At 41.5% G+C, this 14,805-nt stretch carries 16 protein-coding genes; 13 read left to right on the forward strand and 3 right to left on the reverse strand.

The annotated features are described in order from the left end of the window. Positions 1-120 precede the first annotated feature (120 nt). The 5 genes from thpR (at position 121) to QUF73_22160 (ending at position 6,376) form a co-directional block, all read left to right on the forward strand. On the forward strand, positions 121-699 hold the full coding sequence (gene thpR / locus QUF73_22140) for an RNA 2',3'-cyclic phosphodiesterase (protein ID MDM5228806.1): 579 nt from the start codon (positions 121-123) through the stop codon (positions 697-699). Between the two features lie 273 nt (positions 700-972). Further along, positions 973-1,950, forward strand: a complete 978-nt coding sequence (locus tag QUF73_22145) for a nuclease-related domain-containing protein (protein MDM5228807.1) — start codon at positions 973-975, stop codon at positions 1,948-1,950. Next, a complete protein-coding gene (locus QUF73_22150; GenBank protein MDM5228808.1) occupies positions 1,940-2,926 on the forward strand; it encodes a diacylglycerol kinase family lipid kinase in 987 nt (328 codons plus the stop codon). The genes QUF73_22145 and QUF73_22150 overlap by 11 nt, the downstream gene beginning before the upstream one ends. A 62-nt stretch (positions 2,927-2,988) precedes the next feature. Beyond that, complete coding sequence (pulA, locus tag QUF73_22155) at positions 2,989-5,139, forward strand: type I pullulanase (protein MDM5228809.1); 2,151 nt, start codon at positions 2,989-2,991, stop codon at positions 5,137-5,139. Positions 5,140-5,602: 463 nt separating this feature from the next. Further along, on the forward strand, positions 5,603-6,376 hold the full coding sequence (locus QUF73_22160) for a phosphotransferase family protein (protein ID MDM5228810.1): 774 nt from the start codon (positions 5,603-5,605) through the stop codon (positions 6,374-6,376). A 3-nt stretch (positions 6,377-6,379) separates the two neighbouring features. On the opposite strand, the gene QUF73_22165 is transcribed toward QUF73_22160, so the two are convergent. Further along, entirely contained in the window at positions 6,380-6,658 is a 279-nt protein-coding gene (locus QUF73_22165) for a YtzH-like family protein (GenBank protein MDM5228811.1), read from the reverse strand. Positions 6,659-6,892: 234 nt separating this feature from the next. On the opposite strand from QUF73_22165, the gene trmB reads away from it, so the two are divergent. After that, positions 6,893-7,531: a tRNA (guanosine(46)-N7)-methyltransferase TrmB gene (trmB, locus tag QUF73_22170; GenBank protein ID MDM5228812.1), complete on the forward strand. Its 639-nt coding sequence runs from the start codon at positions 6,893-6,895 to the stop codon at positions 7,529-7,531. A 163-nt stretch (positions 7,532-7,694) separates the two neighbouring features. Next, a complete protein-coding gene (locus QUF73_22175; GenBank protein ID MDM5228813.1) occupies positions 7,695-8,537 on the forward strand; it encodes an MBL fold metallo-hydrolase in 843 nt (280 codons plus the stop codon). 110 nt (positions 8,538-8,647) lie between these two features. On the opposite strand, the gene QUF73_22180 is transcribed toward QUF73_22175, so the two are convergent. Then, positions 8,648-8,962 (reverse strand): PepSY domain-containing protein, encoded by a 315-nt coding sequence (locus tag QUF73_22180; protein MDM5228814.1) that lies wholly within the window; start codon positions 8,960-8,962, stop codon positions 8,648-8,650. A gap of 234 nt (positions 8,963-9,196) precedes the next feature. On the opposite strand from QUF73_22180, the gene QUF73_22185 reads away from it, so the two are divergent. Next, entirely contained in the window at positions 9,197-10,270 is a 1,074-nt protein-coding gene (locus tag QUF73_22185) for a M42 family metallopeptidase (protein ID MDM5228815.1), read from the forward strand. A 54-nt stretch (positions 10,271-10,324) separates the two neighbouring features. Then, positions 10,325-10,840, forward strand: coding sequence for a DUF84 family protein (locus QUF73_22190; GenBank protein MDM5228816.1), 516 nt, complete (start codon positions 10,325-10,327; stop codon positions 10,838-10,840). 17 nt (positions 10,841-10,857) lie between these two features. On the opposite strand, the gene QUF73_22195 is transcribed toward QUF73_22190, so the two are convergent. After that, on the reverse strand, positions 10,858-11,304 hold the full coding sequence (locus QUF73_22195) for a YtoQ family protein (protein MDM5228817.1): 447 nt from the start codon (positions 11,302-11,304) through the stop codon (positions 10,858-10,860). A gap of 163 nt (positions 11,305-11,467) precedes the next feature. Here QUF73_22195 and QUF73_22200 point away from each other — a divergent pair, with 163 nt between their 5' ends. From QUF73_22200 to QUF73_22215, 4 genes are all read left to right on the forward strand, one after another. Further along, a complete protein-coding gene (locus QUF73_22200; GenBank protein ID MDM5228818.1) occupies positions 11,468-11,980 on the forward strand; it encodes a hypothetical protein in 513 nt (170 codons plus the stop codon). A gap of 175 nt (positions 11,981-12,155) precedes the next feature. Further along, complete coding sequence (locus QUF73_22205) at positions 12,156-13,178, forward strand: PTS sugar transporter subunit IIC (GenBank protein MDM5228819.1); 1,023 nt, start codon at positions 12,156-12,158, stop codon at positions 13,176-13,178. Continuing rightward, positions 13,175-13,492 carry a thioredoxin family protein gene (locus tag QUF73_22210; protein ID MDM5228820.1) on the forward strand — a complete coding sequence of 106 codons (318 nt, stop codon included), beginning with the start codon at positions 13,175-13,177 and terminating at the stop codon, positions 13,490-13,492. Before QUF73_22205 ends, QUF73_22210 begins: the two co-directional genes overlap by 4 nt. Before the next feature lie 181 nt (positions 13,493-13,673). Beyond that, positions 13,674-14,474: a DUF1444 domain-containing protein gene (locus QUF73_22215; protein ID MDM5228821.1), complete on the forward strand. Its 801-nt coding sequence runs from the start codon at positions 13,674-13,676 to the stop codon at positions 14,472-14,474. The last annotated feature ends 331 nt before the right edge of the window (positions 14,475-14,805 follow it).

Consider the following 14,805-nt stretch of genomic DNA (forward strand, 5'->3'; position numbering starts at 1 on the left):
CTATTCCAATCAAATCAAAAGGAATTGGAAGAAATACTTAAAATGAGAGGACAAACAGAAAGTATCTGCCAATTTTAACTGATGTTTGTTAAAATAAGTGAAAATATGGAGGAATCTCAAGTGTCCAAACAATTGAATGATCATTTTTTCTTTGCGTTAAAATTACCGGATGAAACAAAGGGAAAATTGAAAGAATACTGCGTGAATTTATGTTCAAAGATGCCTTTTAGCCGCTGGGTCCATCAAGAGGATTATCATATTACACTAGCATTTCTTGGGTCTGCACCCGAAGAAAACCTGCAGAAAGCAGCCAAGCTTGCTGCTGACTCAATCAGAAATGAAAAAAGATTTCCCCTTCATATCTGCAAACTTGGCATATTCGGAAAACAAGACGCACCAAGAATTTTCTGGTGTGGAACACAGCAGGACAAACATCTCCAGGATTTAAGATCGAAAGTATATTCAGCGTGTCAAGAAGCGGGCTTTGAATTGGAGACAAGACCATTTAAACCTCATATCACTATGGCAAGAAAATGGGCCGGCACTAATCCATTTCAGGAAAGCATGCTGGACGCTAACAGTCCATTCAAGGAGGGGCCCCTTGAGTTTGAGGCTTCAGAAGTCGTCCTCTACCAGACCCATCTCGACAAAACACCGAAATATGAAAGCATTGCCATCTTTCCGCTCTTGGCGGAATAAAATAAATACATACTATTAATGAATAACAGCTTAGGTGAAATTGCTGCTATTGAAAGAATATAAAATATTTATCACTGAGTTGATTGGAGCGGAAGGTGCGAGACTCCAACGGGAGTAGCGCACCAGGGGAGACCCCGCAGACGCATCGTCGAGGAGGCTCCCGGCAGCCCCGTGGAAAGCGAGTGCCTGCAGCGGAAATCAACGGGCAAAATAAAAAGAACATAAATGAATAATTAGAGATAGAAAGTTATATACGAAAGCAGGGCTAGGAGAATGGGACAGTTAATTAAATTGCAGGATTATGTTTCTCGTTACCAACAGGATATTTTTGCATATCCTTCCCGTTTTGTCAGGCTAAAAAAACAGCAGTGGGATAAATGGCATAAAGCATGGGAAACAAATGAATCCTTCAGCCACAAATCCGGGCAGCAATATACAGCCGGCACGGCGGACTGGCCAGAGGAAGAAAAAGAGCCGTTTATGGAAAAGCTAAAGGGGTTATTAAAGCGGGGGAAAAATGAAGAATTAGAGGAATACGAGACTGCCGGGAATGAAGTGAAAAAGGAGGAAGATGTGCTTGAATTTGAAGCCTCCTTTGCTGTGCGTCCAGAAACAATCGAGAATTTAAAACACCAGTTTCTAGACCAGCTTTACCGATTTCAGATGAAATGGGCAACCTCCACACTAACGGAAAAATCATTTCCTGATAAGCATTACTATTATGATGAGAAGCTAAAGTATTTTTTGCAAAGATATCCGGATACGTATCTTGTCATGTACAATCCGATCTTTCTGCTGAAAAAGGCGCCGGTGGAAACAGAAATCATTGTAATAAGTCCGACAGAGGTATGGTGCATCAGCTTTTTGGAGGAAGAAGATTCAGCGGTATTCTCAGGTTCGAAGGATAGATTCTGGACAAAAAAGGGAAAAGGGGAAGAAAGGAAGGTCCTGAATCCGCTGCTTGCATTAAATAGAACTGAAAAAATTGTCCGAAAAATATTTGAAATTCATTCTATTGAATTGCCGATTAAAAAAGCTGTACTTACTCGAAATGGCTATATTGATTATCCGGCAGCTCCTATTGATGTTCAGCTAATCGAGAAAAGGACCTATGATCAATGGTTTCAGACAATGAGAAGCCAGCGTTCGCCTCTTAAGCATGTTCAATTAAAAGGGGCACAGGCACTGCTTCAATATTGCCAGACTGCATCAGTCAAAAGGCTGGAGTGGGAGAATCGGGATGAATCATGAAAATTTCATCGAGGATAAAGCGCATAGCAGGGAAGAGCTTAAGTTCATTATTAACCCGCAGGCGAAAAATGGCTCCTGCCTGAAAGTCTGGAAAATAGTTGAGCAGATGCTGAAAGAGGAAAATATCCCTTTCTCTGCAGCCAGTACAGAATATCAGGGCCATGCCAGGGAATTGGCGAAGATTTATGCAGAACAGGCAGGCGGACAAAGATTGTATCTTGTTGCTGTGGGCGGAGACGGGACGGTTCATGAGGTTATGAATGGCGCTGCGAGGCATCAGAATGTGACTGTCGGATTTATTCCGGGAGGATCTGGGAATGATTTCTCGCGGGGCTTTGGAGTTCCTAAAGACCCCGCAGAGTCTTTACACGCAATCCTTAAGGGGATCAGTCATTCTTCTGTGAAAGCTGATATCGGAATGATGAGACACATAGATGGGAAAAAAACATATTTTATTAATAATATGGGCGCTGGATTTGATGCACTGATTTCCCGAAAAGTAAACAGTTCAAAGATGAAAGGTATCTTGAATCAGTTATCTCTGGGTAAATTTGTATACGCTCTCTTTCTTGTAAAAGAGCTGTTTACCTATAAATGCTCTGATCTTGAAATCGTTATTGATGGAAAAAAACGCCATTTTAACTCAGCCTGGTTTATTACTATTTCCAATCAGCCATTCTATGGAGGCGGTATGAAGATTTCCCCGGATGCAAATCCTTTTGATGGAATTCTAGATGTGACGGTCGTCCATGATATATCAAGAATAAAACTTTTGATTGTATTTGCCTCTGTCTTCAAGGGGCGTCATATAGGATTTAAAGAAGTCACAGTTCTTCAGGGCCGGAATGTCAGCATTAGATCTTCACACCCCATCCCTGCTCACGCAGATGGCGAGGCCTTAGGCAGCACGCCGATTTCAGCCTCTGTTTGCCCCGAAGCCCTTCCTGTAATTATAGGCAATGTAAAAGATGGGTGATGATTTTAGGAGAGAGCTGCTCTTAAATTACCGTCCGACTAAGTAAAGGAGATGAGTTCGGAATGATAACGATTGAACGGACTTTTAATGCATACTTAGACGAAATGCACCTCATTACGATCATACTTCCTTTCAGCTATCATCAGGGACGTTCTTCCGGGTTCTCTCTCCTTACTGACTGGGAAGAAGAGTTTCCTGTTGAAATATTGAAAAGCATGCCGATTGAGGATGCCGTTAAATATACATGCAGAATAGACCATGAAGTCGAATTCGGAAAACAATATTGGATAGTGGATGAATATGGGGGGAAAACAGATCTGCAAATTGGTGCTGTTATTCGAACAAGTGATTTTGATGAGAAATTCTATTATGACGGTCCACTGGGGTTCTCGTACAGCAAAGAAAAGACGCTTTTCAGGCTCTGGGCTCCGACAGCTGCAAAGGTAAAATTGAAGCTTAAAGGAGCATTGGAGGAGGAAGCTGAGCGTATTCCGATGGCCAGAGAAGAGAGAGGAGTCTGGAGCTGTGAAGTAAAAGGCGACCTGGATCGTTTTCTTTATTCTTTCCTTGTATGCATTAATCTGGAGTGGAAAGAAGCTGTTGATCCATACGCAGTATCTTCGGCTATAAATGGGGAATATGGTGCGGTAGTCAATCTGGAAAATACAAAAATAAAGAAGCCGGAGCTTCTGCCGCTTCTGCAGCCGACAGATGCCATCATATATGAAACACATATAAGGGATTTTACCATTCATTCCGAGAGCGGGGCAGCAAAGAAAGGCCTTTATTTAGGAGCGGGAGAGACTAACACCGCTGGCAGAGATGGGGAGCCGACATGCCTGTCATATGTCAAGCAGCTCGGTATTACTCACATTGAGTTTCTGCCTGTCCATGACTTTGAAGGTGTGAATGAAAAAAGTCCAAAAGAAGAATACAACTGGGGTTATAATCCGCTCCATTTTAATGTTCCGGAAGGAAGTTATTCTACTGATCCTCTAGACCCCTATTCGCGTATCAGAGAATTGAAAGCCTTAATTCAGTCTGTTCATTCCCAGGGACTAAGAGTCATTATGGACGTAGTCTATAATCATGTTTATATTCGCGAGCATTCTTCTTTTGAAAAAATCGTACCGGGTTATTACTTCCGGCATGATGAATATGGAATGCCATCAAATGGCACCGGAGTTGGAAATGACTTTGCCTCTGAACGCCTGATGGCCCGGAAATTTATTGTTGATTCCGTATCATACTGGATGAAGGAATATCAAATTGATGGGTTCAGGTTTGATTTGATGGGTATCCTCGATATTGAAACGATGAATGATGTTCGCCGGAATGCGGAATCGATTGACCCATCCGTCATTATTATTGGTGAGGGCTGGGATTTGAATACCCCTATACCGGATGACCAAAAAGCAAGCATTCGCAATCAGGAAAAGATGCCGGGAATCGGCCAATTTAATGACTGGTTCAGAGATTCCATCAAAGGCAGTACGTTTAATTTATATGATAAAGGATATGCATTGGGGAATGATTATTACTATGATGCGGCAAAGCAGGTATTGGGTGGAAGCATTGGCCTCGAAAAAAAGGAAAAAGGCATTTTCCTTTCCCCGTCTCAATCTGTAAATTATGTGGAATCACATGATAATCATACTCTATGGGATAAAATACAGGTTTGTTCTGAAAATGCGGATCCTCTTGTTCAGCAGCAAAAGCACCGCTTGGCAACAGCAATGGTACTCCTTTCACAGGGAATTCCATTTCTGCATAGCGGACAGGAATTCTTTCGGACCAAAGAAGGAAATGGAAACAGCTACCGTGCCCCAGACTCCATCAATAATCTGGACTGGGAGAGGAAATCCCATTACTTAAATAATGTTAAATACATTAAAGGGATGATCAGCATTAGAAGGTCAATACCTCTTTTCAGGCTTGCCAATGCAGAAATGATCCGGAATTCCATGCGGTTTCTGGATATTAAAAAACCGCTAATAGGTTATGTGTTAATAAGCAGTGATCAAAATGCCGATTACAGCCATGCCGCCGTTATTATCAATCCTTCAATGACGGAAGAAGAAATTTTTCTCCCGGAAGGGGATTGGGACCTTATTGCGGATGAACATGAAGCCGGAATTTCCACTATTCGCAAGATTAATACCAGATTTGAAATGCCGCCATTATGTTCATATGTATTGGTTTGCAGAAGATAGAAGAAGTCTGAGAAGCATACCGGTGTCCCGTGCTATCTTTTAAAACATTATCCTCATATGGAAAATACTGATGAATTGACCAGAAAAATCTTCATTTTTTCAGATAATATTCCGTAAACCTAAATAGATGCACTTGACGAAAAAAGCCAGTAAGAATAAAATTTATAAAGATGGCTATTGTAGGGAACTTACATCAATAGCTCTTTTTTTATTTTAAGTTCCCGATACATTGCTGGTTTTGTATTTGCCCGATTACTTTGTGCTTTATAGGTGCTTTACTTGATTAACCTGATAAACAGCTATATTTGAGGAAATGCAGTATAGTCGAATAGAACTCAACATAACTAAGCAACGGCCTCTTTATCGGCCATGGCAAAATAAGTCTTGCTGCAAAAAACAGGGCTTATTTTTCAACTCAAGCTATTTTACAACCAATGGCTTACTAAATTGCAGGTGAACAATTTTGGAACATTTATTTGGACATGACTGGGAGATTGTTCCCGCCGGAGGGGCGACAGGGGAAGCCTTCTACGCAAAGCACGAAGAGCAGAGGCTTTTTCTTAAAAGAAACTCTTCTCCTTTCCTGGCGGTTCTGTCTGCGGAAGGAATCGTCCCGAAACTTATCTGGACAAAAAGAATGGAAAATGGGGACGTTATAACTGCCCAGCAATGGCTTAATGGAAGAGAGCTTAAAGCTTCTGACATGAACCAGGAAAGCGTAGCAAAGCTTTTGAGGAAAATTCATTCTTCAAAGCCGCTGCTTGGTATGCTGACAAGAATGGGGAAGTCTCCGCTGCAGCCCGAAACCCTTTTGCATTTGATTGAGGAAGAACTGGATTGTGACCTGAAGGAACAGGCTGCTGTTATTCAGTCAGTCCATTTCCTGAAGAAAGAGGTATCGCATATCCGCTGTGAGGAAAATACGGTGTGCCATTGCGATGTGAATCATAACAACTGGCTGCTTTCGGAAAACAACCAGCTGTACTTGATTGATTGGGATGGAGCTATGATAGCAGATCCGGCCATTGATCTGGGGATGCTATTGTATTGGTATATTCCTAAAGAAGAATGGCCAAATTGGCTTGAGCGGTACGGTATTCAATTGACAGATGATTTGCTGCTCCGCATGAAATGGTATGTGATTGCACAGACTTTGACATCTATCCAATGGCATAAAAATAAATTCAGGTACCAGGAAATGGAAAGGTGGCTTTCCTATCTGGATGAGCTCCTTTAAGAATTACGAAAATTGATCTATATCCTGTACCCATTGTGATAATTCATTCTGATGGGACTCAATGTGATTATCCAATTGGGAAGAATTGATCCCGTGCTGACTGTATTCATAAATTTCTTCTAATACTGTTTTTACGTTTTGATTAATATTTCCGTTGATCATTAATGATTTTACCAAACGTTCCAATTGTTCACATTCTGAAATAGAGCCACAGCAATCTGTCTGATGATTGCTTAAAATATCTTTTAATAAATTTAATTGATCCTGGTGTCCAAGCGGCATGAAAAGCACCCTTTCTATTGAAGCTGAAAATACAAACAAAAGGAATTCACTTTTAGCTTGTGGATTCCTTTTTTTATTTATTCATTGGCGGATTGTAATTTAGGTGTTTGAGTGCCATTGGGTTAAACTACAAACAAGGGATGAACCACTTTAGTAATCCCCCTGAAAATAAAGTTGCATCACTGCGATAGGCATGATATTGTTTGAACGATATTAATTTTTAGGAGTGTCAACATGCGACAGCGAAATAAACCCTGGGCGAAAGATAAATTAGCCGAATATCCACAATACGTAATTTCAGAACCTGAAAAATATAAAGGAAAGTGGAAGGAAGCCTTCGATAAAGATCAGCCCCTTCATATAGAAATTGGGACAGGAAAAGGCCGTTTCATAACTGGTATGGCAAAAGCAAACCCGGATATCAACTATATAGGAATTGAGCTCGCTGACAGCGTCATTGTCACTGCTCTGGATCGTATCATCGAGGATGAACTACCAAATGTAAAGCTTCTGAATGTGAATGCCAATGATCTTCGGGAGTACTTTGAAAAAGGCGAAGTCAATCGTGTATACCTCAATTTCTCAGATCCATGGCCAAAGAAACGCCATGCAAAACGCAGGCTGACTTATAGAAGCTTCCTGGAGATTTATGAAGATATCCTTGGGGATAAGGGAGAAATCCACTTTAAGACTGATAACCAGGGATTGTTTGAATCATCTCTTATGAGTTTCTCCGAGTACGGCATGCTTCTGACATTTGTCAGCCTGGACCTTCACAATAGCGATTATGAAGGAAACATCATGACCGAATATGAAGAGAAGTTTTCTTCAAGGGGAAGCCGTATATTCCGGTGTGAAGCACAATACAGATAAGCGAGTCTATCCAGATGGATAGGCTTTTTTTGGTATTGCTATATTGGCTGTTTGCATGCGCCTAAAATAATTTAAATATTTCTATAAGTAAGCGCTTAAATGTTAATATGAGATTAGGGGAAAGCGAGCGCTTGCTCAGAGAACTTAAATGGAGGAGATAATGATGGAAACATTGGAGTTAAAGAACTTAAAGCTGTCCTGGCTTCGCGGCGGTGTCACACATCTTGATGGCGGAGCAATGTTTGGAGTAGTTCCCAAGCCTTTGTGGTCTAAAAGATATCCCTGCAATGAAAAAAATCAGATTGAATTGAGAACAGATCCCATACTTATTCAATTTGACGGTAAAAATATTTTAGTCGAATCGGGTCTTGGAAACGGGAAGCTGAATGATAAACAAAAGAGGAATTTCGGAGCGATTGAAGAGTCTTTTGTTGAACAGGATTTAGCCAAGCACGGTTTGTCATCCGAGGACATCGATTATATCCTTATGACCCATCTTCATTTTGATCATGCCTGCGGACTGACAAAACCGGAAGAAGGAAATTTTTCTTCTGTATTCCCAAATGCCAGAATCATTGCATCACGAGTGGAATGGGAAGAAATGAGAAATCCTAATATCCGCTCTAGGAATACATATTGGAAAGAAAACTGGGAGTCCATTCAGCATCAGGTGGAAGTCTTTGAAGGAGAGTGGACGCTCGGCCCTATTAAAATGGTGCATACAGGCGGCCATAGTGATGGACATTCTATACTTGTTATAGAAGATGAGGATGTGACCGTCATTCATATGGCTGATATCATGCCAACTCATGCCCATGCGAATGTATTATGGGTTCTCGCTTACGATGACTACCCGATGGATTCAATAAGCGCTAAGGAAAAATGGATGGGATACGGGCTGAAAAAAAATGCATGGTTCACTTTTTACCATGATGCTTTTTACCGGGCAGTCAAGTGGGATGAATCAGGAAACATGCTGGAGAAAGTGGAAAAGAAACAAAGTTAAAAAATCCCCTTTCGGGGATTTTTTAACAATCTTTGAACGTCGATAACTGTCTAGCGCAAACAGCCTACCCCCTCGAGGTGTTGGGGGTGGTCAAGGCACTTGCGTTTTCCTTAATGCAGAGGAAAAACGTCCAAAATGGTTCCAGTCTCTGCGTCGGCAATGAATTCATACTGCTCGGCTTCTTCACCCGAAAACCTCGAAATGCCGCCCTTATAAACCTGATATTTTAAATGACCTTTTTCATAAGGTTCAGCTTTCATATGAATCCATGACCCGCTTATCGGTCCTTCCTGTTTAAATGCATCCTTTGCATTTGCCAAAGCTTTCTCCGGGGAAACAGCAGTTTTTTGCGAGAGCAATTCCCTTGCTGCGTATCCGCTTGCCAAACCAACCCCAACACCTAACATAAATGACTTCCAATTCATATTTGCACCTCCCCAGGCTGATGATAAAAAAGCAGTTCATTTTTACATTTTTTTAGCTGTTTTCCAATTCTATCTTACCAAAAATAGGATTAAACTAAAATAAATAATACACAGCCTAAATTTCGACAATCGAAGTTTCATGTCTGAAATGGTGGAAAGACGTATGAAAGTTCTGTAAAATAAAATTATACATATCTGCATAGCTAATTTGGAAAGTGATAAAGGAGAAGAATAATGAACGAAAAAACATTGCAGCTTTTTAAAACATTGACAGAGTTGCCGGGAGCACCTGGAAACGAGCATTTAGTACGAAAATTTATGCGTGAACAAATCAGCCAGTATACAGAAGAAGTCGTTCAGGATAAGCTTGGAGGCATCTTCGGCGTAAAAAGAGGCGATCAAAGCGGCCCAACTGTAATGGTGGCAGGCCATATGGATGAAGTTGGATTCATGGTCACTTCCATTACTGATAATGGCATGATCCGTTTTCAGACACTCGGCGGCTGGTGGAGCCAGGTAATGCTTGCACAAAGAGTCCAAATTATTACAGAAAATGGACCTGTAACAGGAGTTATCGGTTCAATTCCTCCACATCTTTTAGATGAAGCAAAGCGCAGCAAGCCGATGGAAATAAAGAATATGCTGATTGACATTGGTGCAGATGACCGTGAAGATGCGAAAAGAATAGGCATTAAGCCAGGACAGCAAATTCTGCCGATTTGTCCATTTACACCAATGGCAAATGAAAAGAAAATCCTGGCGAAAGCATGGGATAACCGTTATGGCTGCGGTTTAGCGGTGGAGCTATTAGAGGAAGTCCAGAGTGAAGCACTTCCCAATATTCTCTATTCCGGAGCAACAGTTCAGGAAGAAGTTGGCTTAAGAGGTGCACAGACTGCAGCAAATATGATCAATCCTGATATTTTCTTTGCATTGGATGCAAGCCCTGCCAACGATATGACCGGGGATAAAAACGAGTTCGGCCATTTAGGCAAAGGAGCTCTTCTGCGCATACTGGACCGTTCAATGGTAACGCACCGCGGCATGCGGGAATTTGTTCTGGATACAGCTGAAACGAACAACATTCCATATCAGTATTTCGTCTCGCAAGGCGGAACAGATGCAGGAAAAGTTCACATATCCAATGAAGGTGTTCCAAGTGCCGTAATCGGCATTTGCTCCCGTTATATTCACACACATGCATCCATTGTGCATGTTGATGACTATGCAGCGGCAAAAGAATTGCTTGTAAAACTAGTAAAAGCTTGTGACCGTTCAACAGCAGAAACCATCCGTCAAAACAGTTAAGCAGATGAGACAGCAGATGCTGTCTCTTTTTCCTGTAATATGAAAGGAGTTCTCATGAAAGTCATCATTGGTTCAAAGAATCCCGCAAAAATTTTGGCAGTACAAGCTGCTTTTAGTCATTATGAAGCTGCTATTATATCCGAAGATGTGCCCTCTGGAGTAAACGTCCAGCCATTCTCGGATGAAGAAACCATAAAAGGGGCCATCAATAGAGCCTATGGAGCCCTTGAATCATCAGGCGGTCAAATTGGCATCGGCCTTGAAGGCGGTGTGCAAAAAACAGAATACGGGCTTTTTCTCTGTAACTGGGGAGCACTGGCGGAAAAAGGACAGCCTCCGATTATTGCAGGGGGAGCCAGGATTCCGCTTCCTGAGGAAATTTCAGCAAGGCTTCTTGCTGGCGAAGAATTGGGTCCTGTAATGGATGATTACGCAAAAAAAGAAAACGTCCGCAAAAATGAAGGGGCAGTTGGAATTTTTACAAATGGGCAGGTAAATCGTGCTGACATGTTCTCACATGTCATGAAGCTTCTTGTTGGGCAATATGAATATAGAAAAGGGGCTAGCTAAGTGCTAACCCCCTTTTTTTATTCGGTTTCGAAGATGTACGACAAAACTTTCAAGGCCTGGTTGACCGTTTCAACTGTAACATTTGCTTTACTTGAAAGCTCCTTTAAAGGGTGATGCAGCTCATTGGGACGGATGAGGATCAGCGGTTTTCCAAGTGCAGCAGCAGCACTTGCGTCCATGGCAGTGTTCCATTGCTTATACTTTTCACCAAACAAAGCAATCACCAGATCCGATTTTTGCATAAGAAGCTGTGTTCTTAAGTTATTGATGCTTGAAGCGGCTTCATCACGGAAGATTGCATCCGGCTGTTTCCCGAGAATTTCCTCTCCGATCATGTCAGAACGGTCATGGTTTTCCATAGGACCTGTGAAATGAACAGGCAGCTGAAGTGATTTAGCTTTCTCCTTTAATTCATTGCGCCAATTGGAATGTATTTCACCTGCTAAGTAGACGGTTATTTCCATCTTTTTTCCTCCTTTATGCAATATTCTTATATTTTAACATTTCTTCTAAGAAGTAACGCAGTGAAAAGGCTCTCAATCCTTATATGAAGGGTTGTCAGACTATTAAGAAGAAATGTATGATAGGGAAGGATATGACATTCCATGCAAGGAGGGGACTTTAGAAATGCATAAAAGATTCACCGCAGCCTTGTTCTTATTTATTTCATTTATACTGCTCAGTGCCTGTTCAGCATCGTTGAAAGAAGAGCAAACTGCCGCAAAGAATGCTGCAGAGGAAGCATTTAGCCAATCACAAGAAAAGCCAAACCATGAGTTTGAAGATATAGAATATTATTTGCCTTTTGGGTACGAAGTAGAAGAGGAAAGTCCAAATAACATCATTTTAAAAAATGGCTCCAAACGGTATATCCTTTTTTACAACCAGCATGAAGGTTCGGACAGCAAGGTTGTATATGATGCTACTCTAAAGCAGAAAGATGAATATGAAGTTAAAGAGACGTTTACAAAAGATGGTCATAACGGCTTCATGTTAATCAACAGCGGAAAAAAAGATGAACATGAATTGGTAGTCGGGATTGGCGGAGTAAAATTATCTACGCAGGCTGCGACCAGAAATTTATCCTCTGAGGCCGCTGCGATGATGGAGATAGCTAATTCTGTCCAGGTGAAGAATTAAAGCGAAGGGCGATGTCCTTCGTTTTTGTTTTGCTTTTTTTAAAGAATTAATTTTTAATAAATATGATAGAAAACCCCTATTATAAAGAACAATAAGAATACAAAAGATTTTATATTACAAGTGTCTTTACATGTGTTATCTTATAGTTGCAGAACTTTTACATAGGGGGAAAATCATGAGAGCCTTTCTGAATAGAAAAGGGGTAACCCTTTCACCTAAAGTATATTTTATAGATGCACTGAGCAGCATGGCGCTTGGATTATTCGCTTCGCTGATTATTGGGCTGATTATTAAGACAATTGGCGAACAGACTGATTTCAAATATCTGCAGGATATGGGCAATTTGGCTATGGGGCTGATGGGCCCTGCAATTGGTGTTGCAGTTGCATACGGACTTAATGCGCCGCCGCTGGTTATCTTTTCGGCCATTGCCAGCGGTGCTGCAGGCGCGGCTCTTGGCGGTCCAGCAGGGAGCTTCGCCGCCGCCCTTATTTCCACAGAGCTTGGAAAACTTGTCAGTAAGGAAACAAAGGTTGATATCATTGTAACTCCGCTTGTTACAATAGCGGCAGGGTATATCGTTTCAACATTAATTGGCCCGGGGATCGATTATGGAATGAAGAGCTTTGGAAGCCTGATCATGTGGGGGACTGAGCAAAGGCCAATCATCATGGGCATCATTGTGGCGGTATTAATGGGCCTTGCATTGACGGCTCCCATTTCTTCAGCCGCCATTGCGCTTATGCTTGATCTGCACGGAGTTGCAGCAGGAGCTGCCACGATTGGCTGTGCAGCACAAATGGTCGGCTTCGCGGTGAGCAGCTTCAGGGAAAATAAGATGGGAGGATTAGTAGCGATTGGAATTGGAACTTCTATGCTGCAGGTAGCTAATATTATTAGAAACCCGCGTATCCTGATTCCTCCTACTCTTGCAGGAGCAGTCCTGGCACCCTTCGGCACGACCATCTGGCTAATGGAAAACAATGCTGCAGGAGCAGGCATGGGAACAAGCGGGCTTGTTGGCCAGATAATGACTTTTACAACGATGGGCTTTGGTTCAGATGTTTGGATGAAGGTAATTATATTGCATTTTATTGGACCGGCTCTTATCAGCCTGATATTATCTGAATATATGAGGAAAAAAGGCTGGATCCAATATGGAGACATGCATATCAGCACAGGGGGCGAAAGAAAATGAAAAAATTGGAATCAATAGAGCAATTTAACGAGATGCGCAGCAATGGGAAACATATTTTCATGTTTTCAGCTGACTGGTGTCCGGATTGCCGGGTTATTGAACCGGTATTGCCTGAAATTGAAGCAAAATATAGTGAATACACTTTTATTTATGTAGATCGTGATCAATTCATTGATCTTTGCATAGAGCTTGATATCTTTGGCATCCCAAGCTTCATTGGATACAGGGACGGCCAGGAACTCGGCCGCTTTGTCAGCAAAGACCGCAAAACCCAGGAAGAAATTGAAAACTTTATTCAAACTCTTGAACAATAAGCCTGCGTACATTTAGTGTTCAAATTTTTACTTTGATAACTGTCTAGCGCAAGCAGCCTGCACCCTCGAGGCGGGGCAAGGCGCTTCAGCTTTTAGGCCCTCCTGCATCTCTTTTGAGCAGGAGGGTTTATTAGTGTAAAATGATAGTCGGAAATCAATCCCCATAAGGAGGGGCTTATATATGAAAATGGATAGCAGAAAGATGAAAAATGAATTGGAGCAGCGCTTAGGAAAAAAGAACCGGACTTTCTCTTTTGACAGGGAAAAAGATCAGCTCAGAATCGAAAATAAGGACACTGGAAAAGGAATTACCATCTCTCTTCCGGGCATTATTGCTAAATGGCAGGAGCAAAAGGAAAAAGCGATTGACGAAGTCGTATATTATGTGGAGGAAGGCCTGGAAGCAATGGTGGAGGATGCCCATTTGTCGGGACATGAAAAAAATATTTTTCCAGTCATCCGATCAACTTCTTTTCCAGGTGAGTCACAGGAAGGTATTCCTTTTTTGACAGATGAACATACGGCTGAAACACGAATTTACTATGCGCTCGATCTCGGAAATACGTATCGTCTCATTGATGCAAAGCTAATGGAAAAAGAGGGCTGGGATCCGGAAAGAATTAGAGAAACGGCTCTTTTCAACGTAAGATCCCTGTCGACAGATATGAAATCGGATACTGTTGCAGGCAATACTTTCTATTTTTTAAACAAAAATGATGGATATGATGCAAGCAGAATACTGAATGATTCCTTTATTAAAGAAATGGACAGGAAAGCAGAAGGATCCATGGCCGTTGCAGTTCCGCATCAAGACGTATTGATCATTGCTGATATTAAAAATGAAACAGGCTATGACGTTCTCGCCCAGATGACTATGAGTTTCTTTGCGAGCGGCAGAGTGCCCATCACTTCTCTGTCATTCCTATATGAGAACGGAGAGTTTGAACCAATATTTATTTTGGGTAAGAATAAAAAGAAGTAATTTTTTTAGGGTCACAGCAATGTGGTCCTTTTTTGTTTACGCGCTGAAAACAAGGCAATAAACCCCCAGGAGAGAAGAGTCATTACCGAATTATATATAGATCAGTAATTTCAAATAAAATAAAACAGTTCCGGGTAAAAAGTCAGATGTCTGTACATATGAACCTTTAATCACCCGCCTGAGTCGAAAGTATGCCTGCAGCTTTTAGTTTGTTTGTAAATTTACCCATTCTGTCTTTATAAGGACTCATTCTCGGATTTCTTATTCAAAATCTGTGAATAACTGCTAAAATAATATAGAAAGTCTAACAAAGTTTTTAATAGAAAGAGTT

Source organism: Cytobacillus sp. NJ13 (assembly GCA_030348385.1).
Classification (GTDB): Bacteria; Bacillota; Bacilli; order Bacillales; family Cytobacillaceae; genus Cytobacillus.